Raw genomic sequence first — 25,792 nt, 5'->3', positions numbered from 1 at the left:
CTTCACAACATAAAAAGCAACTTCAAAAAACGAAGAACAAAAAATTAGAACGCCGTCAACACCTCATCAAATGGAACTTCTACTTGCGTACCGCTTTTCATGTTTTTTACGATACAGGTATTATTTTTGAGTTCGTTTCCTCCAATGATAATTACATACGGAATATCGCGTTTGTTGGCGTAATTCATCTGTTTTTTCATGTTTTTATTGTCTGGAAATAACTCTGCACTTTTTCCTGCTTTGCGCAATACTTTGATGAGTTTTAACGATGCCAAGGCTTCTTTCTCTCCAAAATTCACACACAACACATCTACCCTATCCGAAACCGTTTCTGGAAATAAATTAAGTTCTTCTAATACTAAGTAAATTCTATCCAAACCGAAAGAGATACCGACTCCACTAACATCTTTTAAACCAAAAATTCCCGTTAAGTCATCATAGCGTCCGCCGCCACCAATAGAGCCCATTTTGACATCTTCGGGAGCCGCAACTTCAAAGATGGCTCCTGTATAGTAGTTTAATCCACGCGCTAAAGTGATGTCTAAATCCAACGTAGCTGTTTCTAATCCGAGTACTTCAATAGCTTCAAAGACAAATTCGAGTTCTGAGATTCCTGTCATTCCTTCTTCCGAATTGGCTAATAGCTCTTTGAGTTGCGCTAATTTTTGGTCTAAATTCCCCGAAAAACTGAATAATGGCTGTACTTTTTCAATTGCTTCCGCAGCAATGCCTTTTTCCAACATTTCTTTCTTTACGCCATCTTCGCCAATTTTATCAAGCTTGTCTAGCGCGACTGTAAAGTCGATAAGTTTGTCTTTTGCGCCAATCACTTCTGCGATTCCAGATAGGATTTTTCGATTGTTGATTTTAATCGTAACACCTTTCAAACCAAGATTGGAAAAGACTTTATCATACAATTGCACAAATTCCACTTCCTGCCACAGCGAGGTTGAACCTACGACATCTGCATCGCATTGAAAAAATTCACGAAAACGTCCATTTGCAGGTCGGTCTGCACGCCACACTGGCTGAATTTGATACCGTTTAAACGGAAATGTAATATCGTTTTGGTGTTGCACTACATAGCGCGCAAAGGGCACCGTTAAATCATAACGCAAGGCTTTTTCGGAAAGTGAATTAGAAAAACGCGCTAAATTATCTTCTTCCAACGCTTTTACGTCTGCTTTTTTGACTTTATCGCCGGAGTTTAGAATCTTAAAAATTAGTTTATCTCCTTCTTCACCATATTTTCCTGTTAAGGTTTCTAAATTTTCAAACGACGGTGTTTCAATCGGTTGAAATCCGAAGTTTTGAAAAGCTGATTTTATGATATTAAAAATGTAGTTACGCTTGGTAACTTCTATCGGAGAAAAATCGCGTGTTCCTCTTGGTATGCTTGGTTTTTGTGCCATGATTGTGTATTGTGGCGCAAATATAAGTCTATTTTTTAGGGATTGAAAAATTGTAAAGAATAATGCTGAAAAAACCAGATAATTTTCTTTTTAACTTATGCATGAAGCAACAAAATTAAAATCTAAATTTTAAGTCTGTCATTCATCACAAAGGAATTATTTTTACGGTATTTTAAAGAATTTAGCCTCAATAATTGTAATTATATGAAAACACCTTCTTTCGTAAATACGTATTAATACTCTTACAATATAGCATCATTAGGTCTACTTTTACTTCACTATTAACCAAAAAAAAATAAATATTATGGGGAACTCTATGGGAGCCACTTCTTGGGTAGATGGAAGTGGACAAATTCACTTACGAATTTACAGTTTACAACAATCTAATGGTAAACTTCTAGAAAGATGTTGGGATTCTAACAAATGGTATGACGGAGCTTTGACAAATCAGTTTTCTGCAATTTCTGGTGCAGGAGCGACTTCTTGGCTTGACTCAAGCGGACAAATTCATATACGTGTATATGCGATTGGAACTAATGGAAAAATCATTGAGCTTTGTTGGGACAAAGACAAATGGTATTCTGGTGCTTTAACTAGCGGGCAGTTTTATGGAGCTTCTACTCCAGATGCGACTTCTTGGTTAGATAAAAACGGGCAAATTCATATTAGAGTTTACGCGTACAATCAAGACAATGTTCAAAAAGAATATTGCTGGGATGGATCAAAATGGTATGTAGGTGCCTATACTGAATAAGAAATTGTATCGTATTTGCTACTTAAATAGTGTCTCTTTTTTTTAGAGGCACTATTTTTATGCTCAGAAATACCTTTATAAATAGTGTTTCATTACTTCATCACAGGCACTTTTCGCCAACCGTTTTTAGATTCTGAGAAGTTTCTTGCAGCAAAACACCAAATAATGACTTTCTTTTTTCCGAGCCAATCTTTATTTTTAGCTTTTCTGTACAAATCGATTCTGACGGAAGTCGTTCCTGAACCGCGCACGCCTATCAAATCTACATTCAATCCTAATTGCGCCGCTAAAGCATCAGTAAAACCTGCATTTTCAGCTAGCATATCGCCGCCCGAATGAAAAATCAACGTGTGACTATCTCCTATGACCAACACAGGTGAGTTTTCGTCTATTTTTGACGCTTTTTGAAATGTATTGATACTTAATTTTTCTTTTCCAAGATTTATATCAGCTGCCGCTTTTAAATCGCCCTCAATTTGAATGGTCTTTTGTGTAGGTTTCTCTTTTTTAATTTTTCCAGCATCATTTTGATACCAATCTTGCTTTTTAATGGTGTTTGAAACGTTCGTACTCGCAACTTTGATTCCTGCGGGATTCCAATGCGAATCTTGTTTGCAATACATCAGATTTCCTTTTGCTGTTTCTTTGTAAAAATCTGGAAATACATCAATCACTTCTACTCCTTGACCTCTCAATTCTTTGTAGAGATTTTGATAATGAACTGCCAATTTTTGATTGTTTTGTAAAGACGCATCCACTTTACTAGCATTAATCATCGCTTTTGGTGGAACTGGCATCAGGTATAGTTGAATGCCTTGTTGTTGCAATTGATTGTTGAAATCGACAATGGCAGGAATGGGATCTTTTCTATCGGGACTCGCACATACCGCAGTTTTTGCCGCTGCGGAACCGTAAAACTTTCCTTTGGCAATGTGTGATAATTCCGAAGTTAGAAACAACCAACCATCTTGCCCAACGACTGTCGTCGACGTTGCTTTTGTCACTTTTTCTTTGCATATTTTTTCAAAAGATGTTTGCGCAACACACGTAAAACCTCCCAAAATAGCTAATGTTACAACAAGAATATAGTTTTTCATTTTTTTTCGGTGTTTTTATGTCAACTACTTCATTTTAATCTCGATTATCGAGTAAAATTCCCCAACAAGGATCTTCAAAAGACAGTTCATCATCTTGCAATTCTGAACGATTCACAGCGCCGTACGTTTCTGAGAAGTCATTCCAATTGTATAACGTAAGCGTTACTTTTTGTCCATTTCGCAAGCGAGCGGCATCGGTCCAAACATTGTCTTTCATACTGGCTAAATATACAACGGATTCTCCTAAAGCTTCTCCTGTTTCTATATTTTTCAACGCTGTAATATGTGCTGACACAAGATGATCTTTGTACGGAACTGAACTCGGAATCGGCACTTGACTCGTTTCACTCACAATTCCTGTTACGGTAACAGATTGTTGTTCTTTCGGTACAAAAAAGTTGGAAATATAGTTTTCGTTCAACTCTATGTTAATTAGTTTCCAATCTCCAAAACTCAATTCGCGTGCCGCAAATTCCCAAATCACGATTTTTTTCCCAGCCAAACGGTCTTTTCCTCGTTTCAATTCGTTAGAAAGCGCTACGCGCGTGGCATGAGCGCCAGCATCGTTCATTTGTATGCGATCTACTGGTTTTTGCATATGATTGCTCAACTGTTCGGAAAGTCCCGCAGCACTTCCCCAATTCATGATTTCTGACGAAAATATATTGGCGTAACTATCGCCCAAAAATAAAATATCCGATTGTGAAGAAGGTTTGAACAAAAAGTTTTCATCAAGCACTTGGGTAATTGCTACTTTTTGCGGTTGTAGTTGCAAATCCTTTTTGTCGATGTGAAGCATGTCTGCTATGTCTCCATAATTTTCTACCGTAATGTTTTTAGTTGTGTATTGTGTAGTTCCTTTCGGGATGGAACTACTGTCTAATACTCTTGCCATTTCTTGAGCGACCATTTCCATCGCTTTTGGTGTCCAATGTGTGTCGTATTTAAGATAACTTTCTTTCGAAAGCCGCTTCTTTTCAAACAATTGAAACACATCACAAACCAGAATATCATGTTGACGCAACGTGTTTATAAATGTAGTATACGATTGATTGTTTACGGCCTTTTCTCCTTTTTTTAACACAAATGAAGCTTTTGGCGGTGCAGGGACAATCATGAGTTGAATATTTCGTTTTGCCAATTGCTTTTTAAAGTCTAAAATCGCTTTGATTGGATTGGGCTGTATTCCTTCTACGGCTCGTTTTTTGAGTTGTATTGGTTCTAAAAATCCCGCTTGTGTTAGGTATTGATTGGCATGTTTATAGTAGAAATTTTCATCTGAAATCCACGCGTTTTCATTTCCTGTTTGGAAAACATTAAATAGTACCGATTGCATCACTGGAATAAACGTTTTTCGCAAAACGGAATTTTCTTCAATGCCTGTTTCTAATGCTTCTATGTGGTTGCGTACTGCAGTATTTGTTTGTGAAAGTGTTTCAAAAAGTGAACTTGCTTTTGTTTTTTCCTTTGTAGTTTTTAGTGTGAGCTGCGTTTCGTTTTTTTCTGCAAAGAAAAACTGCGCTAGCATCCCAGAAATCAACAAGACTATAAAAAACACAAATAGCAATTGTTGATTGCCTTTAGAAATGGTTGTTTTTCCTATTTCTTCCATCGCAATCGCTTCTCGTGTCTGTTTTTGTTCTTTGTTCAACATTGCTTAGAATATAAAGTAGATAAACGGATTGAAATCTTGCGTCATCAATGTTAGTATGGAAATAATCATTACGAAAATAATCCAAAGTGATTTTGCGAACGTGATGTTTTTGGTGAAATTCCATGTTTGTGGAAATGTCCAAACCACTATTCCCGCAAGGATAAAATTGATGATATAATACGGATTTTTGATAAGAATGTCATTTACAGCGTCAATTTCCATAGCTGACGTGCCGCCAAACATCGCTTGTAAGTAGTTGATAGCGTTTGGCAAATCGCTTGCTCTAAAGAAAACCCACGCACAAACCACAATGATAAATGTAAGCATGATTCCGCCGATTTTTGGCAGTTTTTGGTAGAAAGCTTTTTTGTTTGCCAATCGCTCCAAGGCTAAAAATACACCATGAATTGCGCCCCAAATTACAAAATTCCACGACGAACCATGCCACAATCCGCCAAGTAACATCACCAACATCAAATTGATGTACGTTCGTGTGTTTCCGTTTCGATTTCCGCCTAGTGGAATGTAGAGATAATCGCGCAACCAAGTTGATAAGGAAATATGCCAACGTCGCCAAAATTCCGTAATGCTTTTGGATGAATACGGATTGTCAAAGTTTTTGGCAAAGACAAAGCCGAGCATTAATCCCAATCCGATTGCCATGTCTGAATATCCACTAAAATCAAAGTAAATTTGAAACGCATACGAAATGGCGCCATACCACGAATTTAAAAAGCCAACATCAACCGCATCAAAGCACGTATCTGCAATTTTTCCGCAGGGGTTTGCCAACAATACTTTTTTTGCCATTCCTAAACAGAAAAAGGCAATTCCTCTTGAAAATTTTTCTAAGGTATGTGTACGATGACGCAATTGATTGGCAACATCTTGAAAACGAATGATGGGGCCTGCAACGAGTTGTGGAAACATAGAAACATAGCAGGCAAAATCTATAAAGTTCCGTATTGGTTTGGCATTGCCACGATAGATATCGATGGAATAACTCATGCTTTGAAACGTGTAAAAACTGATTCCCAACGGCAAAACTACATTCATGATACTGTTGGAGTCAATTCCTTCCAAACCTATAAATTCTAGCAATGCATTGTAGTTTTCAACCGCAAAATTGAAGTATTTGAAAAATGCGAGTAATGATAAATTGGAGATGACAGAAATGGTAACTGCCCATTTTTGTTGTTGGGTACGTTTTCCTCCTTTTTCCAGACTTTCTATAGGTTTTGACCAGTTTTTTCCCCAACGCTCTGCGATAAACAATCCGCAAATGTAATCGATAATTGTGCTTCCCAACATCAATAACACAAACGCAGAATTTGCCCAACCGTAAAAGATGTAGCTTATAATGGTTAGTGTAAAATGCCGTAACTTTTTGGGAGACACATAGTACAATAGCAGTACTATTGGCAGAAAGTAAAAGGTAAAAAAGTAGGAACTAAAAACCATTCATGTCTGCTATTTGGATGATAGAACACTTATGTTAATTTTTTTAATTAACTGCTTTTTCTTGATACTTTTAAACGAAACTATGAGTTTCTGAGGGTCAATATTTTTTTTGACATTAAAATATACCGTTTCAAAATATCCATCTTTTACATTGGCAGAGCGTAAAAATCTTTTTTCTTCTCCTGCATAAGTAACTACGACATGTCCAAAACCTACAGAACGAAATTCGAACTTTACTTTAAGAAGAGTATCTTTTGTCATATTTTTAATCTCAGGAATGGTAATAACCATATCGCCACCATCACTTTTTATACCATTCTTGCCGACAACGCTAATGTATCCGTTTTCTTGTATGCGAAAAGGGATTCCTGGTTTAACTTCAGGTGGAAATTCTACATACGCATCCCAAGTATCTTTTTGAAGCGTGACAATTTCTTTTTCTTGAAACCGTTTTTGAGAAATACTCGCTTCCAACGGAATTACAGGAACGGTTCCTTGAAACGATTGCGGAAGTGCCACATACACAATAGCTCTTCTATTTTCTAAAAATGAAAGACCTTTTTTGTAGATGAGTCTTCCGAGTCCCACGCCGCCACTTCTGTAATACACATCGGGTTGAATACCTGTTTCATGAATAAAATAATGTGGAATACTTCCGCCACGAATGATGGATGGATAGGCTAAAAAAGAGTTTCCGATGAATAAAAAAGGAGAGGTATTTGTGTCGTAATGTATAGATACTACGTTTTTTGTACTGTCTAAAACTGTTTTGAACGGAATCATTGTACTACTAGAAAATGCCCTGTTCCCTTTTGGCCAACGATACGATTTGCCGTTGCGGACACCAACGGTGTCTTTTAAGCTCGTAGTAATTTTAGCAACTTCATCATATTCTGTATATCGCGCTAAAATTTCTTTGAGTTCTTTAGCTACAATCCAAGAGGTAGCTTCCGCTGGATGCGTTTCTTCAAAGTCATTATACCAAAATAGTAAAGGATGCTTTTCGCGTTCTTCAATGAGTTTTGGCAAGATATCGTGCACTTCTATTCCGTTTTTTAACAAATCGAGCGTGACTTTCATCGCGTACGGATTAACGATGCCATCGGAAAGTTTATCACTAAAGAAATCACCCGCAACTTCGCCTTTAAAGGGAATTCGGATAACGATAAGGTCTATGTTGTACTGTTTTAAATAGGTGTTGAAACGCGTCATGGCTTCTACAAAATTGCCTTCATTTTGTTCAGCATAGGCATTTCCTGCAGAGAAAAACGAATTGCCAATCCATTTGGAAGCTTTTGCTTCTGTCGCTTTTGCGTATTCCGCTTTGAAGTCTTGAATGTCTTTTTCCCACTGTTCCCATGAATTTCCGTGTGCTTGTAGCAGTTTTTCAATTCGTTGAATTTCAGATTTTATCTTTTTTTTCCGAATACGCACTGCTTTTCTATCTTTTTCTAATGTGCTAATGGCAGCAACCTTTTCTTTCGTTGTTGTAATTGTTGCTGTTGTTTTTTTAGAGGAAAATTGTTTTATTTTTTTGGCTTCAAGCGCATAATAGACTTTCATATCAAAATCGTCCACCTCATCGACCAATTGCGTTTGACGCACTTCTGCTTTCGTTTTATTAAAAGGAAGCAAGTTAAGTTTGAGTTTATCACCAATTTTAAAGTTTGCCGTAGCTACCTTTTGTTTGTTGACAATCCCTTGAAAAATCACATTTACTCGTGTATTTTCATCTTTAGAATTCAGTTTTACAATGGCTGAATAGTTACAGTTTGGATAGTCAATTTCGTTCGGTTTGGGAAGTTTTGAGACAAATACGACTTCACCTTCAACTGCGAGTTTGTCTTTAGAAGACGTTTGCGCGTACACATTTACAACTACTAGAAGGCATGCAATGAATATGTAGGTCTTCTTCATTCGGGCTTTTGGATTTTATTGATGGAATGAACAGTTATCGATTGTTTGCGATTGTTCGAATATACAATAAAATTCAAAAATTCGGTTTTTGAGATATGATTTCAAATTAAAAAGTAGAAAAATACGATAAACTACGCCATCATGGCTTCAAACCATTGGTATAATTGTCCTTTGGTAATGTTGGAACCTTGTTGTATCAAAGCGAATTTATCTGCGTTTCTGTCTTCCGAATAGGCTTTGTTTGCGGTTAAGATTTCCACTTCTTCAGACGTGTAATTTTCACGCAACCATTGAAAGCCTTCTTTTGTAGTAATGTCAATAGCTGGATTTAAAATTTTAACCGCAATCAGCTTCATTTCATCTTCACGCAAGTGAAATAAATACAGATGTTGCGGCGAGATATTTTCTAAATAGGTTGCTTGCGTCAATACACCTTCCCACACCAAATCGCTGAATACGTCAATTTCTTGTTCAGCAACTTCTGGCTTTTCCGTTTTAATCGTTTGCCATTCATCTGCTGTAATAGATTGTGTTGCTAGAAAGTTGATGAATTCTTGATGGAGTTCTTCGAGTTGTTCTTTCGTAAGTCGCGTGTATTTCATAAATATTTTCGTAATCTTTCTTCTTAAAAAGTGTACAAATTTACAAGGATATTTTCAAACGCAACGAATGAACGAGTTTAATTTTTGCTAGTAATATTATTCTCTTACAGGAGCTGTTTGCATTACAAAACTTTCATATAAGTCTCGATTAACACTTATTGTTAAAATTCTTTTTATGGTTTGAAAACCAACCATAGAAACTGTTATTTCATATTCACTTGGCATTAAATCTGCAAACGTACTTTTTCCTTTAGCATTGGTCACATGCGTAATAGGCATGCTATCGCTTTTTGATTTATTTTGAAGCATTAGAGTAACGCCAGGTAAAGGTTCTCCAAGTGTATCGGTTACACTACAATATAACGCTGAAGTATTCATTAATTTTAGTTTTGGTTCTTAGTTGTTTGCCATAAATATAAAAAAAGTCACTCAAAACTGAGTGACTTTCTATATAAAACGCTATGCGCTATATTTTATGCTTCTGCAATAACTTCAAATTGTAAATCTACAACTACATCTCTGTGTAAACGTACTTTTGCTTCGTATTGACCAGTTCTTTTCACGTTTCCACCAATCACTTTGATATATTTCTTATCAATTGCGTGACCTTCTTTAGAAAGTGCTTCTGCTAAGTCAATGTTGTTTACTGAACCAAATAATTTTGTTCCAGCTCCTGTTTTTGCAGTAATTTTAATGTCTAGTTCAGCCAAAGCTTTTGCTGTTTCGTTAGCTTCGTCTACTAGTTTTTGTTCTTTATATGCTTTTTGTTTCAAGTTCTCTGCTAAAATTTTCTTAGCTGAACTTGTTGCTAATGTTGCAAATCCTTGTGGAATTAAATAATTTCTTCCGTATCCGTTTTTTACCGTTACGATATCATCTTTAAATCCTAAATTTTCAACGTCTTGTCTTAAAATAAGTTCCATAATCTGTCTTTATTTTATTTTAACATATCGCCAACGTATGGCATTAATGCTAAGTGACGCGCTCTTTTTACAGCTACAGACACTTTTCGTTGATACTTTAATGAAGTTCCTGTTAAACGACGTGGTAATAATTTCCCTTGTTCGTTTACGAATTTTAATAAGAAATCTGCATCTTTATAATCGATATATTTGATACCTGATTTCTTGAAACGACAATATTTCTTATTTTTTTGCGTCTCTATGTTCAAAGGAGTTAAATACCTGATTTCTCCTTCTTTCTTTCCTTTTGCTTGTTGTTCAATTGAAGACATACTTTCTTAAGCTTTAGCAGTTTTTCTATTTCTTCTTTTCTCAGCCCAAGCAATTGCATGCTTGTCTAACTTAACCGTCAAGTAACGCATGATACGCTCATCACGTCTAAACTCTAACTCATACGGAGAGATTACTTCTCCTGGTGCTTGGAATTCAAATAAGTGATAAAAACCACTCTTTTTGTGCTGAATTGGGTATGCTAATTTCTTTAGTCCCCAATCTTCTTTTGAAATCATTTTGCCACCTCTAGAAACGATGAAATCTTCAAATTTCGCTACTGTTTCCTTTATCTGAGTTTCAGATAAAACGGGATTTAAAATGAAAACAGTTTCATAATGATTCATAAATACTATTTTTAATTAAAATTGGGCGCAAATGTACTGTTTATTTGTTGTAATACAAACAAAAACCATTCTTTTTTTTCTGTATTTTTCTTAATAAATCCGCTATTTTGTTGTGGTTTTGATTTATTTTTTTTAACATTGCATGTACCCAAATTACATAAAATCGCTATTTTGCTTATGAAGCTTAACTGTATTATCGTTGATGATTCTTCTATACAACGCATGGCTGTTGCTAAGTTGATATTGAACCATCCTTCTTTAAACTTAATTGCAGAGTATAGTAATGCTATTGAAGCAAAGAATGGTTTGAAAACCAACAATGTCGATTTAATCTTCCTCGATATTGAAATGCCAGTTTTAAACGGATTTGATTTGTTGGAATCGTTAAAGAATCCTCCGCAAGTCATTATGGTTACTGGAAAAACCGAATATGCTTTTAAAGCGTTTAATTACGATGTTACCGACTTTTTACACAAACCATTAACAAAAGAGCGTTTTGACAAAGCTATTGCGCGTGCATTAGACAAATCGAATTATGCGACAAAAAGTAATGAAGACGATGAACATATTTTTGTAAAAAGTAACTTAAAGAAACGCAAAGTTATTTTAAACAGCATCAAATGGATTGAAGCGTTAGGTGATTATGTAAAATTGGTTACCGACGAAAGCAATATTGTCGTTCTTTCTACCATGAAAGCCTTTGAAAAGCAGTTGCCGTCTGAAAAGTTTTTACGAATTCACAAATCCTACATCGTAAATTTAGACAAAGTAGATCGTTTTAACAGCAAAAACGTTGAAATCGACGGACAATTAATTCCACTTAGTAGAAACAAAAAAGTAGAACTCTCCGAAGCACTTTCGAATATTTAGTCTTCGACTAAGCTCAGACTACTTTCTAACTTAGCTCAGTCTATTTTATTTTTAAACATTATTTTCCTTTGTTTTCATTGAAATAAAGTTAACTCTCAATACCAAAACCTAATAGCTAACACCCAAAACCTAAACAGTATCCACATCAATAATTACACGAACGCTTCTATACTCTGAAATAGATAGAAAACTAGTTTTGATTCTTGTAACGATTTCTTTGGTTTTTGCCAACGATTGCTGCTTTGGAATTTTCAATAAAATATTCTTCAAATACAAATTCCGAATGCGAGCAATAGGCGGAAATTCTGGTCCCAATACGTTTTCTCCAAAATTATTTCGCAACGATTTCGCAAACCACGCCGAACTTTCATTCACGCGATTGTATTCTTTGTGCTTGAGCGTAATTTTAATCAGTCGATAGAATGGCGGATAGTGAAATTGACGTCGTTCATTGAGCTGATCTTTGCACATATTTTCATAATCGCCCACAGAAACTTGTTGTAGTATTTGATGATACGGATTGTAGGTTTGCACAATGACTTTTCCCCGTTTTTTGGTTCTTCCGGCGCGACCAGCAACTTGTTGAATGAGCTGAAAACTACGTTCATGCGCTCTAAAATCTGGAAAATTTAGCATGCTATCGGCATTCATGATTCCAACTAAATTCACATTTCGAAAATCCAATCCTTTCGTGAGCATTTGCGTTCCTACTAGTATTTGAATTTCTTGCTGTTCAAACGACGAAATGATTTTTTGATAGCCATATTTTCCGCGCGTGGTATCCAAATCCATTCGTCCAACTTTGACATCGGGCAACAACTCGTTTAACTCTTGCTCTATTTGCTGTGTTCCAAAGCCTTTGGTGTCCAATTCATGACTTCCACACGCCAAACATTGCTGCTGCATCGCAATGTGGTGACTGCAATAATGACAACGCAATTGATTTTTGTAATGATGATAGGTCAAACTTACATCACAATTGGGACATTGTGGCGAATGTCCACAGGTATTGCATTCAATAATTGGCGCATATCCACGACGATTTTGAAAAAGTATGACTTGTTCGCCGTTTTCTAAGGTTTCTTTGATTTCTTCCAATAATCTATCGGAAAAATGCCCTTTCATACGCTTTTTACGATGTTTTTCTTTGATATCGACCAATTCCATATCTGGCATCAATACATCCCCGTGACGTCTTGTTATCGTTGCCAAAGCGTACTTTTCTGTTTTTGCGTTGTAATAGCTTTCAATACTTGGTGTTGCCGAACCTAAAAGCGTATTGGCTTGATGCATTTTAGCCAACACAATGGCAGCATCGCGTGCGTGATAACGTGGCGCAGGATCGAATTGTTTGAACGATGTTTCGTGCTCTTCATCCACAATGATTAGCCCTAAATTTGAAAATGGCAAGAGCAACGACGAACGCGCACCCAACACAATCTGTGCTTTGGGTTTGTTGTGCAATACGTTGTTCCAAACCTCAACACGTTCATGAACCGAATATTTTGAATGATAAATCGCTACTTTTTCACCAAAATATTGCTGCAATCGTGTAATGATTTGCGTTGTCAGTGCAATTTCTGGCAACAGATATAATACTTGCTTTCCGCTGCCTAAAATATCTTCAATTAGTTTTACGTAGACTTCCGTTTTCCCTGAAGAAGTAACGCCGTGCAACAGACAGACATCTTTGGTTTGAAAAGCGGTTTGTATGGTTTGATAGGCTTCTTTTTGATACGGATTGAGCTGTTTGGAATCTTCTGTTTCGTCACCATCGTACTCAATTCTGTCTTTTTGAATATAGTATTCTTCTAAAATCTCTTTATCAATCAGCGCTTTAATGACGGCTGCACTCGCATTGCTTTGTTTTGCGAGTTCTGCAACACTAATTGGTCTTTTCGTAGCTGCTGAAATTGAAAATAACGTGAGAATCACTTCGCGTTGTTTTTTAGCTCGTTGTAGTGAATCTAATAAGTCATGAAGTTGTGCTTCGTTGGAGTATTTCGTGTGAAGTTTCACGTAGCGTACCAATTTTGGTTTGTACTGCTCGTAGATTTCTTCATACACTTGAATGATTTTTTTATCCAACAATCGTTTCAAGACAGGTACTACGTTCTTTTTTTGGAGAATGTTACTGATTTCCTGAATTTTCAACAAGGATTGATGCTGTAAAGCTTCATAAATTAAAAACTCGTCATCTTTGAGTTGACTTTCATCGACATCACTATTGTCATATTTTGAAATAATAGTTTCACTTTCCAACAAAAAAGCACTTGGTACAGCCGAACGAAATACTTCACCCAAACTCGCCATATAATACTCTGTAATCCATTCCCAATGCTGCAATTGTGTTGTGGTAACGATTGGTTCTTCATCCAGAATTTGTTGAATTTCCTTAGCTTCATACACTTCAGGTGCTTGCTGATGAATTTTATGAACCAACGCCGTGTACACTTTGCTTTTTCCAAACGGAACCGCCACACGCATTCCTTGTTGTAGAAATTGTGCTTCAGCTTCGGAAATGCTGTATGTAAAAAGGCGTTGAAGCGGAATGGGCAATATGACGTCAATAAAATATGCCATTATTCAAAGGTAGCATTTTGGTCAGATAAAATACATTTCAATGAAAAGAGTTTTTCTTTTTTTAGTTACTTTTTGAAAGCTTTTAAACATGAAAATCGTTGGAATATACTAACTTTTTCTATGGTTTTTCCATACTCAAAAATTTATTTCTTTTCGTAAATTAAGATGATAACATAAATATTTAATCATGAAAAAAAGAAATTTCACATCGTTAGCATTAAACAAGAGATCAATCTCAACATTTGAAGTAAAAAAACTAAAAGGTGGAAACGAACCAACTGACCAACAAGGCTGGACAACATGTGTAGTAACACGTTGTAATCACCACTAATTTATGGTATAAAAAAACCACTTCTTTTCAGAAGTGGTTTTGTAAATATTTTTGGTGAATGGTTATTCTACGCGATACCAATTTTGGGTTCGGTAAAAAAACGCGATATAACCACGCACATAGAGTTTATTTTTATTGTCATCATCGAGCCAAATTTTACATTTGTATTCTTTTCCCTTTTCGGGATCGAGAATTTTTCCATCTTCGTATTCGTTTCCGTCTTTGGTCAATCCGTCGATGATTTGCATGCCCATCACAGGCTTATTTTTTCGTTCACCACTGCACTTTTCGCACAAACCATCACGCTTTTCAGGATTTAGAATAGCTACTACTTTTCCGTAGATTTTACCATTTTGCTGATAAATTTCCACAATAGATTTCGATTCGCCTGTTTCGTCGTCAATCGTTTTCCATTTTCCGACTACAGATTGTGCTGTACACAAGTTTACAAAGAAAAAAATTCCAAAAATAGTGAGGTATGCTGATTTCATGAAATGCAACTTTTATTCGTTTCCTAACATGCCACTTTTCAAATTCTTATCCGCAGGTTTTGTTCCTAACCAAATTCCGAACAATGCTTTTTTGAATTCCAAACCAGGAATCACTCCTTTTTCAGTTCCATTTTTGTACACTATCACACCTTTATCTTTGATGTATGCAATGTCAAAAATATCACCATCGTTGATTTCGTCGCTAAAGAATCCTTTAAATGTTTCAATTTTATTAGCAATTGGCGCTGTATTTCCTTTGGTAGCTTTTTCAAAACCTTCATCCACCGCATTGATCATTTTTTTACTGGTAATCATTCCCGAAGTGATGTGTAATTTAATCGCCATCGATTCGTCAGCGGTTCTAATATCATACGCATTGCTCGATTTTTGCTTTAAGTATAATCCGCCAGAATAGAGCTTAAACCATGCTTTTTTACGCACACCAGCTCCGTTGTAAATAAGTTCCTGACCATCAAAAGTAACGGAATTTGGCAAGGTTGCCGATCCAACTTCATGCTGTGCACTTACTGCACTAATTCCTACGATTAAAAAAGCGATGAACGCATAAATTGTCTTTTTCATTTTCTATTGGGTTTATTTTATAATTTTCGTTCGTAATATACTATTTTTTATTATGCAAACATAATAAATTAGGCAGACTCATTTTTGGCTCGTAACATATCAATAGAAGCGTTTAACTCAAATCCTAAGAGTAAAATATTCGCGTTCAGCCAGATATATAACATGAGTATTAATAAGGCACCAATGGAGCCATAGAGTTCGTTGTATTGAGAAAAGTTAGCGATATAAATACCGAATAAATATGAGGTGAGCACGATTAAAACGGTTGTTAACAACGCTCCGATGGAGAAAAATTTTGCAGTTTTTCTTCGCAAGGTTCCGTAATAATATAAAATTGCTATTCCCATATAAATCATGCAAACTAAGAGTAGGTATTGAATAATGGTGAGTCCGATACCACTACTTTCTACAGCAGTTTCGCTTCCTAAATTACTTAAATACGGTATGTATATTTCTATATATCCTAACATTGCAATGGTAAAAATCAACAACAATGCCAAAATTAAACCCACACTTAACGCGTATAGATATTGCTTGAAAAAACTTCGTTTTTGGTGAATATAATAGGAGTTTTCAAATCCTGAAAAGATAGCCGCAACGCCGTTTGCCATTAAGAATATGGACAGAAAAAAAGTTGACGAGAGCAATCCGCCACGTTTGTTTTTTACGATATCGACAATGATTTCATTTAAAAATGCTGCAGATTCATCGGGCAGAAATGACGTGATAGTGTCTATAAAATTCGCTTGAAAGTTTTCAATAGGCACATACGGTAGTAAGTTTAAAAAGAACAATAGCGACGGAAATATTGCCATAAAGAAACTAAATGCAATCGCGCCGGCTCGCGCCGTAAGCGTTCCATTTATGATGCCTACAATGTACATTTCGAGCAAATCGTATAGCGATAAACCCTCAAATCCTGGCAGTTTTATTTTTTTGAGGAGCATCACCAAAATGTTGATGAGCGGAATTTTGTCGAGTTTCTCTTCGATGTCTTTTGACATTAGTCAATTGCTTTTAGACTTAAATCTAAATTGTACACCGAATGCGTCAACGCGCCCGAAGAAATGTAATCGACGCCACAAAGTGCATATTCTCGAATGGTATTTTCATTGATGCCGCCTGACGATTCTGTCAAGCATGTGTCGCCAATCATTTCCACCGCTTTTCGCGTGTCTTCGTAATTGAAATTATCAATCAGTATTCTGTACACACCATCAGATTGTAAAATTTCGGCAATTTCATCCAAATTACGCGCTTCTACGATGATTTTTAAATCCAATTCGTTTTCTTTGAGATATTGCTTGGTTTGTGCGATTGCTTGTGTGATTCCACCACAAAAATCGATGTGATTGTCTTTCAGCATGATCATATCATACAACGCAAAACGGTGATTGACACCACCTCCGATTTTTACCGCCCATTTTTCCAACGCTCGGATGCCAGGCGTCGTTTTTCGTGTATCGAGAATTTTGGTTCCTGTCCCTTCTAGTAGTTTTACAAACATATTCGTTTTCGTAGCAATAGCGCTCATGCGTTGCATCGCGTTCAATACCAAGCGTTCTGCTTTTAGAATGGATTGTGATTTTCCTGTGACATAAAATGCAATATCACCATATTTTACAGCGCTTCCATCTTCAATCAGTGTTTCAACTTTCATATCGGCATCCACATAATCGAACACCATTTTCGCAAATTCAATACCTGCAATAATGCCTTCATCTTTTACCAATAGTTTAGCTTTTCCCTCTGCATTTGGCGGAATGCAAGCTAGCGAACTATGGTCGCCATCACCAACATCTTCGCGAATGGCATTGGAGATAATCAATTCTAATTCTTTTTGAAATTGCGCTTCTGAAATCATGTTTGTTGTATTTAATTCAAAATTGCAAAGATTCCACTGCATATCAAAATCGAACGACATATTATTTACAATAAAAAAAGCGTCATCTTCGTTTGATGACGCTTTTAAATATTGTTTTTTTACTTTTTAGCAAAAGAAACTATCGTCAGAAGAGCACCAACATTCTGATGCAATGTCTCTAGATTGTGTCCAACAAACCGTTTCTATTGTATAAGGTTGTGGGTCGTAAGGAACACAGTTGTAGCTTCCTGGTGGTCTACCACCATTCAATTCTGACAAGTTTCCAATTGTTTTTTTGGATAATTTTAATTTTCCAAGTTGCTTCTTTTTTTTCATGATGTATGGTTTTTAAAGTTAATAATTCAATTATCTGCTACAGATACATGACAATTCAAATGAAATTTGGCATGCTGTATAAGGAACTGATCTTGGTGGACATCCAATTGAATCTGGTAATGGTTCTGCTGGTTGACAGGCACCTCCACTAATTCCTCCTTTTACAACCGTAGCTTCTAAATTTGAAACTGTGTTTTTACTTAGAGATAATTTGATCTGATTTTGTTTTTTCATTTTTTTCAAAGTTTTTTAGTTACTAAATTGAATCTCAAAGTAGTGCACTTTTTACGTAACTAAAAGTGAAATTGGTGACTTTTTATAAAATATCACAGTAAGATTTCAAGAAACAAAAAACAAATCAACTTATTTATTTTCAGTAATTTAAACCCAAAAACATGAGTGAGAATTTAACTTATTTATGATCTGGACATTCCCATCCAAGACAATGCGATACACAATCAGTTCCAACCGTAGGTCCACCACCTTTTAGGTTATTTTTGTTAATTGCTGAAATTATTTTCTTGTTTAATTTTAGCGAGTGTAATTGCTTTTTTTTCATGAATATATGATTTTTTGGTTAAGAATTATAAGATACGTACAATTACACTCAATTTGGTATAGATAAACCTTCGTTCGCTTACACTTTTCATGTACTTTTTTATAATTTCCTTAGTGGGAAAAGTGTGGACGCTATCTATTTTTGAAAATTCTACTATTTTTACCGTATGAATATACAATTGCTCGCTATTGGACGAACGGACGACAAACAGTTGCAACAACTGATTGACCAGTATGTAAAACGATTATCACACTATATTAAGTTTGACTTGGAAATCATTCCCGACCTTAAAAACACTAAAAATCTCAGTGAAGCACAACAAAAAGATAAAGAAGGTGAATTGATTTTAAAAAAATTAGCACCTTCTGACGTGTTGATTTTGTTAGACGAAAACGGCAAGCAATTTTCATCGGTAGATTTTTCAAATTACCTCCAAAAACGCATGAATTCAGGCATTAAAACCTTAGTATTTGTTATTGGCGGACCGTATGGTTTCTCAGAAGAAGTGTATACAAAAGCGCAAGGAAAAGTATCGTTATCCAAAATGACATTCTCGCATCAAATGGTGCGTTTGTTTGTGGTAGAGCAATTGTATAGAGCCTTTACCATTTTACGAAATGAACCGTATCATCATCGATAAAACTAAAAATTATGAAACTCGTATTCGCTACCAACAATCAACATAAAGTCAACGAAGTACAATCTCTGTTGCCAGAAACAATTACGGTGTTAAGTCTAAAAGATATTGGCTGTACAGAAAATATTCCCGAAACACAACCAACCATCGAAGGCAATGCAATTCAAAAAGCGCAATATGTCAAAGAAAAATACGGTTACGATTGTTTTGCAGACGATACAGGCTTGGAAGTCAACGCGCTCAACGGCGAACCTGGCGTATTTTCTGCGCGTTATGCAGGCTCACAGCGAAATGCAGATGATAATATGAACAAATTGCTCGAAAATTTAGCTGACAAAAAAGACCGTTCTGCACAATTCAAAACAGTTGTTGCACTAATTTTAAACGGACAGCAATATACTTTTGAAGGAATTTGCAAAGGAACTATCATTCATGAAAAACGTGGCGACCAAGGTTTTGGCTACGATCCTATTTTTATGGCTGACGGATTTACAGAAACCTTCGCTCAAATTTCTTTAGAAGAAAAAAATCGCGTGGGGCATCGTGGAAAAGCGGTACAAAAATTGATAGATTTTTTGGAAACTAAAATCTGATCAATCTTGAGCAAACCGTTACTTTTATCGTTATTTATCTGTGTTCTTATTATTTCATGTACAAAAACAGTCACAGAAACTGTTACGAATACTGTTATTAAAAAAGAAATCGTATATCTACAAAAAAGAGATGACACCTTGATGCGGGTAAAACTACCGAAGAAAAACGGTGATCTTTATCAATTCAAAATTTTAAAAAATGATACTATCTTTCGTGCGGAAAAAGACTCAACGCGATACAAACCATCTTTCGAGAGATTTGATAGTATTCATAATGTAAAAGCTACTTTTGAAAATAAACATATTAACGTTGAAAGACACGATGAATATATTCAAGTAGCTGAAACAAAAAATATTGTTTCTAAAAATACTGCGGGATTAGCGTTCAAGTATGTTTTAAAAAGACTCACACAAAGATACCAAGACTATAAAGTATCAGGATTAGCAGGAACAAAACACAATTTGCAATTTTTCCGTCCTGAAAATTTAAAAAATCCCGCTTACGAACTCAACTTTTATACTGATGCTCTTAGAATTTATGAAAAAGAAGGTTATTTATTAACTACCATTTTTGGTTGCTGTACAAGTTTACCCATATATCAAATATTTGATTTCAAAGGAAAGTTTATATTTAACTCTAATAACTTAATCAAACGAATTAACACTGAATACGGTCACTACTTAATTAGCGTGTTAAAAAATGAAGTATATGATCATATTACTGTTGTTATTCAAGATAAGCACCAAAGTAAACAGTATATAACACTTTCAGACGAAATTCATAATTATGAATTTGGAGCAAACTATCAATTAAAAATTAATGATAGAAAAAAGATAGAAAAAGTAGATTATGATAAACCATTGGAAACTTACAACCTAAAATCTCTAGACGACCTCGAAATCTGGATTCCATTTGGCAAAGCAGACACGCTTAAAATCCCCTTTAAAAACGAAAAAGCATTTGGTGTAGATTATCCGCAAGTTAAAGTGACACTACAAAAACACAAGAAACCTGCTAACTAAAAAACTGCACACAAATTTCACTGAAAATCAAATAAATACAACAAAACTTATTTATTCAAAATAAAACACTACCTTTGCGCCTTGAAATCTCAGAGCGAGATGAAGTTACCACAGCGTCAGGGTATTTTAATTTTATTAGGTCGTAACGCTCCATGTAACTTCTCAACACAGCAGAAATAAGAAGCTGTACGAACCTTTTAAAAATATAGTATGACAAAATTTGAAGAATTAGGTCTTCAAGAATCGCTTTTGCGCGCTATTCAAGACATGGGCTTTGAAACGCCTAGCGAAGTTCAAGAAAAAGCAATCCCAATTTTATTAGATAAAGAAACCGATATGGTAGCTCTTGCCCAAACTGGGACAGGAAAAACAGCTGCTTTTGGTTTTCCACTTATTCAAAAAATAAATGCGGAAAGTCGCACCACGCAAGGATTAATTTTATCGCCAACGCGCGAATTGTGCTTGCAAATTACCAACGAATTAAAAAGCTACTCCAAATACGATAACGTCAATGTGGTTGCCATTTATGGTGGCGCCAGCATTACCGACCAAGCGAAACAAGTAAAAAAAGGCGCACAAATTGTAGTCGCTACGCCAGGACGTATGCAAGATATGATCAACCGTCGTATGGTGGATATTTCTAAAATCGAATACTGTGTGCTCGATGAAGCCGACGAAATGCTGAACATGGGATTTTATGAAGACATCACTTCCATCCTATCGCATACGCCTAAAGACAAAAGCACATGGCTATTTTCGGCAACCATGCCAAAAGAAGTTTCAATCATTGCACAAGAATTTATGTTTGATCCTGTGGAAATTACCGTAGGTTCTCGTAACTCTGGTTCTGATTCGGTAGTACATGAATTTTATGCGGTAAGCGGACGCGACCGTTATTTAGCATTAAAACGTTTGGCAGATGCAAATCCAGATATATTTTCAGTAGTTTTCTGTAGAACAAAACGCGATACACAAAGTGTTGCTGAAAAACTAATTGAAGATGGCTACAGCGCTGGTGCTTTGCATGGCGATTTAAGTCAAAATCAACGTGACTTGGTGATGAAATCGTTCCGTACGCGTCAAATTCAAATGTTAGTTGCCACCGATGTTGCCGCGCGTGGAATTGATGTGGATGATATTACACACGTAATCAATTACCAATTGCCAGACGAAGTAGAAACCTATACACACCGAAGCGGACGTACAGGAAGAGCAGGAAAAAATGGTGTTTCAATGGTGATTGTAACTAAAAGTGAAATGCGCAAAATCAAATCGATTGAGCGTAAAATTCAAAAGAAATTTGAGCAAAAAGCCATTCCTACAGGAATCGAAATTTGTCAAGTACAGTTGTTTCACTTAGCCAAAAAAATTCACAATACTGAAGCAAACGACGAAATAGAAGAATACTTACCAGCCATCATGGAAATTTTTGAAGATACTTCAAAAGAAGAACTCATCAAACGCATGGTTTCGGTAGAATTCAACCGTTTCTTCAATTATTATAGTAAAACGAGAGACCTTAATCAGCCTAAAGGAAATAGCGAAGACAACTCCTCTCGCGGTAGTAGTAACGAACATAGCACTCGCTACTTTATCAATGTAGGTTCAAAAGATGGATATGACTGGATGCGATTGAAAGATTTCTTAAAAGAAACTCTCAATCTAGGTCGCGAAGATGTATATAAAGTAGATGTAAAAGAAAGTTTCTCTTTCTTCAACACCGATAACGACAAAAAAGAAAAAGTTTTAGCCCATTTTACCGATTTTAAAGTAGATGGACGATTTGTCAATGTAGAAGAATCTACCAATTCTGGTAGTAGTGGCGGTGACGGACGTCGTCGTAGAGATGGCGGAAGAAAACGCAGAGACGGCGGAAACGGCGGTGATCGTAAAAGAAGAAGTCGTAGAAGCGAAACAAACACTGCTTCAAACAGCAGCGGAAGACGTCGCAGAAGTGAAAGTGGCGGAAACGAACGCGAACGATTTAGAGGAAGATCGAGAAGAAAATAACGATAAATTGTTAATATTTAGTAAAAAGTGTGCTTTGGCGCACTTTTTATCGTTTTGTTTAGTACTTTTATACGACAATTAGTCTGTGAAGTTATTTACACTTTTTTTCTAGCTGCAAATAACTTCAAAACTAATTTCCTAAAAATTGCATGCATGAAGAAGGTATATACGTTGCTACTTTTATTCTTAACCCTCACAACTATTTCTGCACAGGAAAGACAAACGCTGTATGCAAAAGTGGTGAATGACGCCGACGACAAACCTATGAATGCGGTGCATGTAGTAAACTTAACCACAATAAAAGGTGTGATAACCAATGATAAAGGAGAGTTTGAAATAGAAGCCAATCCTGATGACACACTTTTCTTTTCCTTCCTTGGATTCAAATCGATTAAAGTTCGGGTAACGAACGACATGCTAAAATACAAAGGCTCTTCTACTATCAGAATGACCGAATTGGCGTATGCGCTGGAAAAAGTGGTGTTAACACCGTATCAACTCACAGGATATTTAGAAATTGATGCGAAAAATGTACCGTTGCGTCCAAACTATCGCTATCGTATTGCGGGACTTTCCACAGGATATGAAGCTGGCGAAAAAGCACCAGGCGCTATTTCATCTGTGTTAGGTGCTATTTTTAATCCTGCAGATTTCTTACAGAATCTTTTCGGTAAAAAACCAACACAAATGCGCAAACTGCGCCAAATGAAAGAAGACGATAAAATTAGAGACTTATTAGCTTCTAAATTTGACCGTCAAATGCTGCGCGAATTGTTACAAGTTGAACGTGTGGATGTTGATGAAATTCTCTCGCTGTGCAACTATTCCAAAACGTTTATTACCAATGCCAACGATTTGCAAGTATTGGACGCAATTAACGATTGCTACGAAGAATATAAAGTTTTGAGCAGACAACGAAAAAAGTAAATACACCACTACAAGTTTTTTCGCGGTAATAAAAATTTATAGAACCCTACTCATTATACCATAGAAAGTATAGATGACAAAATCACAAATTCATAAATCAATTTTAACAGGACAATTACAGCTTACTAGACGTGAAAAATTGAAACATTTTGAACCTATTGGCTTTGTGCTTTTCATACCATTAATCATCATTATACTTTACATAAAAGATTTGATAATGAGTGATATAAAACCTCTAAAAACAGGTCTCTTACTTTTTATTTTAATTCCGATTGTGATAGCTATAGGATTATATTTTTTACAAACATATCGACTAAAGTTTAAAACCGTTACAACCACATTAAATTATAAAAGAATCAATCAGATTATAGAAAAAGTTGCCACAGATTTAGAATGGAATATCTACCACAATAAAAACAATGTAATTTTAGCAAATACAAGTCCAGGCTTTCTTTCTGGAAGTTGGGGCGAACAGATCACTATTTTGTTGGATAGAAATAAAGTGTTTGTAAATAGCATTTGTTCTTTGAATAAAAAAATGTCAATGGTTTCCATGGGACGCAATCGCCAAAATATGAACACATTGATTTATGAAATTGAAAAAGCAAGTTCGTAACGATTCCGCAATTATTCTACATAAAAGTCATTCGCCTTTCACAAAAACATAAAAATCTGCCGTAATTTTTAATTTTTTCACAAGAAGTGAGAAAAAGTTATTAAGAAAAATGCCTTCTCAATCGTTGTAGTTTCTCTTTTTTTACTTACTCCTAATTTTACGATATGAAAAAAGCTTGGTAACCTTTATATTGCAATAGATTAACTCAAAACTACTGACAAAATGAAGCAATTCTTCGTCTTATTAAGTATCGCTCTTTTCCTTTTCGGATGCAAAACAAAACCATCAAAAACTGCCAAAGCTGCTACTGTTGAAGCACAACCGTTTGTATGGGAAGCTGCCAATGTCTATTTCATGCTGACCGACCGCTTTAACAATGGAAACAAAGAAAACGACTTGAATTTTGACCGTACCAAAGAGCCTGCAAAACTCAGAGGATTTATGGGCGGTGATATGGCAGGAATTACACAAAAAATAAAAGAAGGCTATTTTGACGATTTAGGCATCAATGCGATTTGGTTTTCGCCTGTATTAGAGCAAATTCACGACAGCACTGACGAAGGCACAGGAAATACCTACGCGTTTCACGGCTATTGGACAAAAGATTGGACACAATTTGATCCAAATTTTGGAACCGAAGCTGACTTTAAAGAACTCATTGAAACGGCACACAAACACGGAATCCGAATTTTGATGGATGTGGTCATGAATCACACAGGTCCTGTAACGGAAAAAGATCCTGTGTGGGACAATAATTGGGTTCGTACGGAGCCTGGCTGTACGTATCAAGGCTACGACACTGCGGTAAGTTGTACGCTGGTAGAAAATCTTCCTGATGTGTTGACAAACAGTACAGAAACCGTTTCACTACCCACACCTTTAGTTGAAAAATGGAAAAAGGAAGGTCGTTACGAAACAGAACTAAAAGAGCTAGACGCATTTTTTGAAAAAACAGGTTTGGCAAAAACACCAAAAAATTACATCATCAAATGGTTGACCGATTATGTGCGTGAATACGGTGTGGACGGTTATCGTGTAGACACCGTAAAACATGTAGAAGAAGGCGCTTGGAACGATTTAAACCAACAAGCACAAATAGCTTTTTCCGAATGGAAAAAAGCGCATCCAGAAGCGGTATTAGATGAAAATGATTTTTATATGTTAGGTGAATTGTATGGTTATGGAATTGACGGAAAACGCTATTATGATTTTGGCGATAAAAAAGTAGATTACTACGCAAATGGTTTTGACAATTTAATCAACTTTCAATTCAAATATGATGCGCAAGGCGATTACGAAAGCATCTTTTCTAAATACAATGACATTCTACAGAACGATTTACAAGGAAAAAGCGTGATGAATTACATCAGTTCGCACGACGATGGCGATCCGTTTGATAAAGCGCGTACCAAACCATACGAATCGGCAACAAAATTATTGTTAACTCCAGGAATTTCACAAGTTTATTATGGAGATGAAACGAAACGTCCGTTAATTATCGAAGGAACTGTAGGAGATGCAACCTTGCGTTCGTTTATGAATTGGGATATGATGAACGATGCAGAAACAAAAAAACTACTCACGCATTGGCAAAAACTAGGACAATTTAGAAAAGCGCATCCAGCAATTGGCGCAGGAACACACAAGATGATTTCTGAAAGTCCGTACGTATTTGCTAGAACCTACAAAAACGACAACGTTGTTGTGGGATTGGATTTGCCAACAGGAGCAAAAGAAATCAACGTTGATGGACAATTTGAAAATGGTATAACTGTTACCGACCATTATTCTGGAAAAACGGCCACTGTAAACAATGGAAAAGTTACGATTGATTCAGAATTTTCAATTGTGTTGTTACACCAGTAATCTGTAGCTGAGACAACAGAAATAATAC

27 protein-coding genes are annotated in these 25,792 nt (G+C 36.0%); 9 read left to right on the top strand and 18 right to left on the bottom strand.

The genetic code is table 11. From position 1 onward, the window contains the following. Positions 1–44: 44 nt before the first annotated feature. Positions 45–1,412: a histidine--tRNA ligase gene (hisS, locus tag C8N46_RS05700; protein WP_108113910.1), complete on the bottom strand. Its 1,368-nt coding sequence runs from the start codon at positions 1,410–1,412 to the stop codon at positions 45–47. Between the two features lie 304 nt (positions 1,413–1,716). On the opposite strand from hisS, the gene C8N46_RS05695 reads away from it, so the two are divergent. Next, positions 1,717–2,166 (top strand): hypothetical protein, encoded by a 450-nt coding sequence (locus C8N46_RS05695; RefSeq protein ID WP_146169744.1) that lies wholly within the window; start codon positions 1,717–1,719, stop codon positions 2,164–2,166. A gap of 92 nt (positions 2,167–2,258) precedes the next feature. Here C8N46_RS05695 and C8N46_RS05690 read toward each other — a convergent pair whose 3' ends face one another. The 9 genes from C8N46_RS05690 to rpsF form a co-directional block, all read right to left on the bottom strand. Then, on the bottom strand, positions 2,259–3,263 hold the full coding sequence (locus C8N46_RS05690; protein WP_108113909.1) for an alginate O-acetyltransferase AlgX-related protein: 1,005 nt from the start codon (positions 3,261–3,263) through the stop codon (positions 2,259–2,261). A 34-nt stretch (positions 3,264–3,297) separates the two neighbouring features. Continuing rightward, a complete protein-coding gene (locus C8N46_RS05685; protein ID WP_108113908.1) occupies positions 3,298–4,917 on the bottom strand; it encodes an alginate O-acetyltransferase AlgX-related protein in 1,620 nt (539 codons plus the stop codon). A gap of 3 nt (positions 4,918–4,920) precedes the next feature. Further along, a complete protein-coding gene (locus tag C8N46_RS05680) occupies positions 4,921–6,315 on the bottom strand; it encodes an MBOAT family O-acyltransferase (protein WP_211314474.1) in 1,395 nt (464 codons plus the stop codon). A 72-nt stretch (positions 6,316–6,387) separates the two neighbouring features. Continuing rightward, the gene (locus tag C8N46_RS05675) at positions 6,388–8,295 is read right to left on the bottom strand and encodes a hypothetical protein (RefSeq protein WP_146169743.1); all 1,908 of its coding nucleotides are present in this window, start codon (positions 8,293–8,295) and stop codon (positions 6,388–6,390) included. Positions 8,296–8,426: 131 nt separating this feature from the next. Beyond that, entirely contained in the window at positions 8,427–8,897 is a 471-nt protein-coding gene (locus tag C8N46_RS05670; RefSeq protein WP_108113905.1) for a DUF6495 family protein, read from the bottom strand. 96 nt (positions 8,898–8,993) lie between these two features. After that, positions 8,994–9,275, bottom strand: a complete 282-nt coding sequence (locus C8N46_RS05665; protein WP_108113904.1) for a carboxypeptidase-like regulatory domain-containing protein — start codon at positions 9,273–9,275, stop codon at positions 8,994–8,996. Positions 9,276–9,370: 95 nt separating this feature from the next. Then, the gene (gene rplI, locus C8N46_RS05660) at positions 9,371–9,820 is read right to left on the bottom strand and encodes a 50S ribosomal protein L9 (RefSeq protein WP_108113903.1); all 450 of its coding nucleotides are present in this window, start codon (positions 9,818–9,820) and stop codon (positions 9,371–9,373) included. Between the two features lie 14 nt (positions 9,821–9,834). Next, positions 9,835–10,131 carry a 30S ribosomal protein S18 gene (gene rpsR, locus C8N46_RS05655; protein WP_108113902.1) on the bottom strand — a complete coding sequence of 99 codons (297 nt, stop codon included), beginning with the start codon at positions 10,129–10,131 and terminating at the stop codon, positions 9,835–9,837. 6 nt (positions 10,132–10,137) lie between these two features. Continuing rightward, entirely contained in the window at positions 10,138–10,476 is a 339-nt protein-coding gene (gene rpsF / locus C8N46_RS05650) for a 30S ribosomal protein S6 (RefSeq protein ID WP_108113901.1), read from the bottom strand. A 177-nt stretch (positions 10,477–10,653) separates the two neighbouring features. On the opposite strand from rpsF, the gene C8N46_RS05645 reads away from it, so the two are divergent. Further along, a complete protein-coding gene (locus C8N46_RS05645; protein ID WP_108114130.1) occupies positions 10,654–11,346 on the top strand; it encodes a LytR/AlgR family response regulator transcription factor in 693 nt (230 codons plus the stop codon). A gap of 129 nt (positions 11,347–11,475) precedes the next feature. Here C8N46_RS05645 and priA read toward each other — a convergent pair whose 3' ends face one another. The 8 genes from priA to C8N46_RS20360 all read right to left on the bottom strand — a co-directional run bounded on the left by priA (position 11,476) and on the right by C8N46_RS20360 (position 18,092). Further along, on the bottom strand, positions 11,476–13,929 hold the full coding sequence (priA, locus tag C8N46_RS05640) for a replication restart helicase PriA (RefSeq protein WP_108113900.1): 2,454 nt from the start codon (positions 13,927–13,929) through the stop codon (positions 11,476–11,478). 393 nt (positions 13,930–14,322) lie between these two features. After that, complete coding sequence (locus C8N46_RS05635) at positions 14,323–14,751, bottom strand: DUF2147 domain-containing protein (RefSeq protein WP_108113899.1); 429 nt, start codon at positions 14,749–14,751, stop codon at positions 14,323–14,325. 12 nt (positions 14,752–14,763) lie between these two features. Further along, positions 14,764–15,333, bottom strand: coding sequence for a chalcone isomerase family protein (locus tag C8N46_RS05630; protein ID WP_108113898.1), 570 nt, complete (start codon positions 15,331–15,333; stop codon positions 14,764–14,766). A 68-nt stretch (positions 15,334–15,401) separates the two neighbouring features. After that, on the bottom strand, positions 15,402–16,337 hold the full coding sequence (locus C8N46_RS05625; protein ID WP_108113897.1) for a YihY/virulence factor BrkB family protein: 936 nt from the start codon (positions 16,335–16,337) through the stop codon (positions 15,402–15,404). Next, positions 16,337–17,197 (bottom strand): carboxylating nicotinate-nucleotide diphosphorylase, encoded by an 861-nt coding sequence (nadC, locus tag C8N46_RS05620; protein ID WP_108114129.1) that lies wholly within the window; start codon positions 17,195–17,197, stop codon positions 16,337–16,339. Before nadC ends, C8N46_RS05625 begins: the two co-directional genes overlap by 1 nt. Before the next feature lie 126 nt (positions 17,198–17,323). Continuing rightward, complete coding sequence (locus C8N46_RS05615; protein WP_108113896.1) at positions 17,324–17,533, bottom strand: hypothetical protein; 210 nt, start codon at positions 17,531–17,533, stop codon at positions 17,324–17,326. A gap of 30 nt (positions 17,534–17,563) precedes the next feature. Further along, on the bottom strand, positions 17,564–17,767 hold the full coding sequence (locus tag C8N46_RS20120; RefSeq protein ID WP_146169742.1) for a hypothetical protein: 204 nt from the start codon (positions 17,765–17,767) through the stop codon (positions 17,564–17,566). A gap of 178 nt (positions 17,768–17,945) precedes the next feature. Continuing rightward, the gene (locus C8N46_RS20360) at positions 17,946–18,092 is read right to left on the bottom strand and encodes a hypothetical protein (protein WP_158269084.1); all 147 of its coding nucleotides are present in this window, start codon (positions 18,090–18,092) and stop codon (positions 17,946–17,948) included. 166 nt (positions 18,093–18,258) lie between these two features. Here C8N46_RS20360 and rlmH point away from each other — a divergent pair, with 166 nt between their 5' ends. From rlmH to C8N46_RS05580, 7 genes are all read left to right on the top strand, one after another. Then, positions 18,259–18,732 (top strand): 23S rRNA (pseudouridine(1915)-N(3))-methyltransferase RlmH, encoded by a 474-nt coding sequence (gene rlmH / locus C8N46_RS05610; protein ID WP_108113895.1) that lies wholly within the window; start codon positions 18,259–18,261, stop codon positions 18,730–18,732. Positions 18,733–18,743: 11 nt separating this feature from the next. Beyond that, positions 18,744–19,322: a non-canonical purine NTP diphosphatase gene (locus tag C8N46_RS05605; protein WP_108113894.1), complete on the top strand. Its 579-nt coding sequence runs from the start codon at positions 18,744–18,746 to the stop codon at positions 19,320–19,322. Between the two features lie 6 nt (positions 19,323–19,328). Next, positions 19,329–20,345 (top strand): hypothetical protein, encoded by a 1,017-nt coding sequence (locus C8N46_RS05600; protein WP_108113893.1) that lies wholly within the window; start codon positions 19,329–19,331, stop codon positions 20,343–20,345. Positions 20,346–20,555: 210 nt separating this feature from the next. After that, complete coding sequence (locus C8N46_RS05595; protein WP_108113892.1) at positions 20,556–22,355, top strand: DEAD/DEAH box helicase; 1,800 nt, start codon at positions 20,556–20,558, stop codon at positions 22,353–22,355. A 153-nt stretch (positions 22,356–22,508) separates the two neighbouring features. Further along, positions 22,509–23,282, top strand: coding sequence for a carboxypeptidase-like regulatory domain-containing protein (locus tag C8N46_RS05590; protein ID WP_108113891.1), 774 nt, complete (start codon positions 22,509–22,511; stop codon positions 23,280–23,282). Positions 23,283–23,355: 73 nt separating this feature from the next. Then, positions 23,356–23,898 carry a hypothetical protein gene (locus tag C8N46_RS05585; RefSeq protein WP_108113890.1) on the top strand — a complete coding sequence of 181 codons (543 nt, stop codon included), beginning with the start codon at positions 23,356–23,358 and terminating at the stop codon, positions 23,896–23,898. A gap of 222 nt (positions 23,899–24,120) precedes the next feature. After that, complete coding sequence (locus tag C8N46_RS05580) at positions 24,121–25,764, top strand: alpha-amylase family glycosyl hydrolase (protein ID WP_108113889.1); 1,644 nt, start codon at positions 24,121–24,123, stop codon at positions 25,762–25,764. Positions 25,765–25,792: the final 28 nt, after the last annotated feature.

This window comes from Kordia periserrulae (assembly GCF_003054265.1).
Lineage (GTDB): Bacteria > Bacteroidota > Bacteroidia > Flavobacteriales > Flavobacteriaceae > Kordia > Kordia periserrulae.
This window is presented reverse-complemented; position numbering and strand designations above follow the sequence as displayed.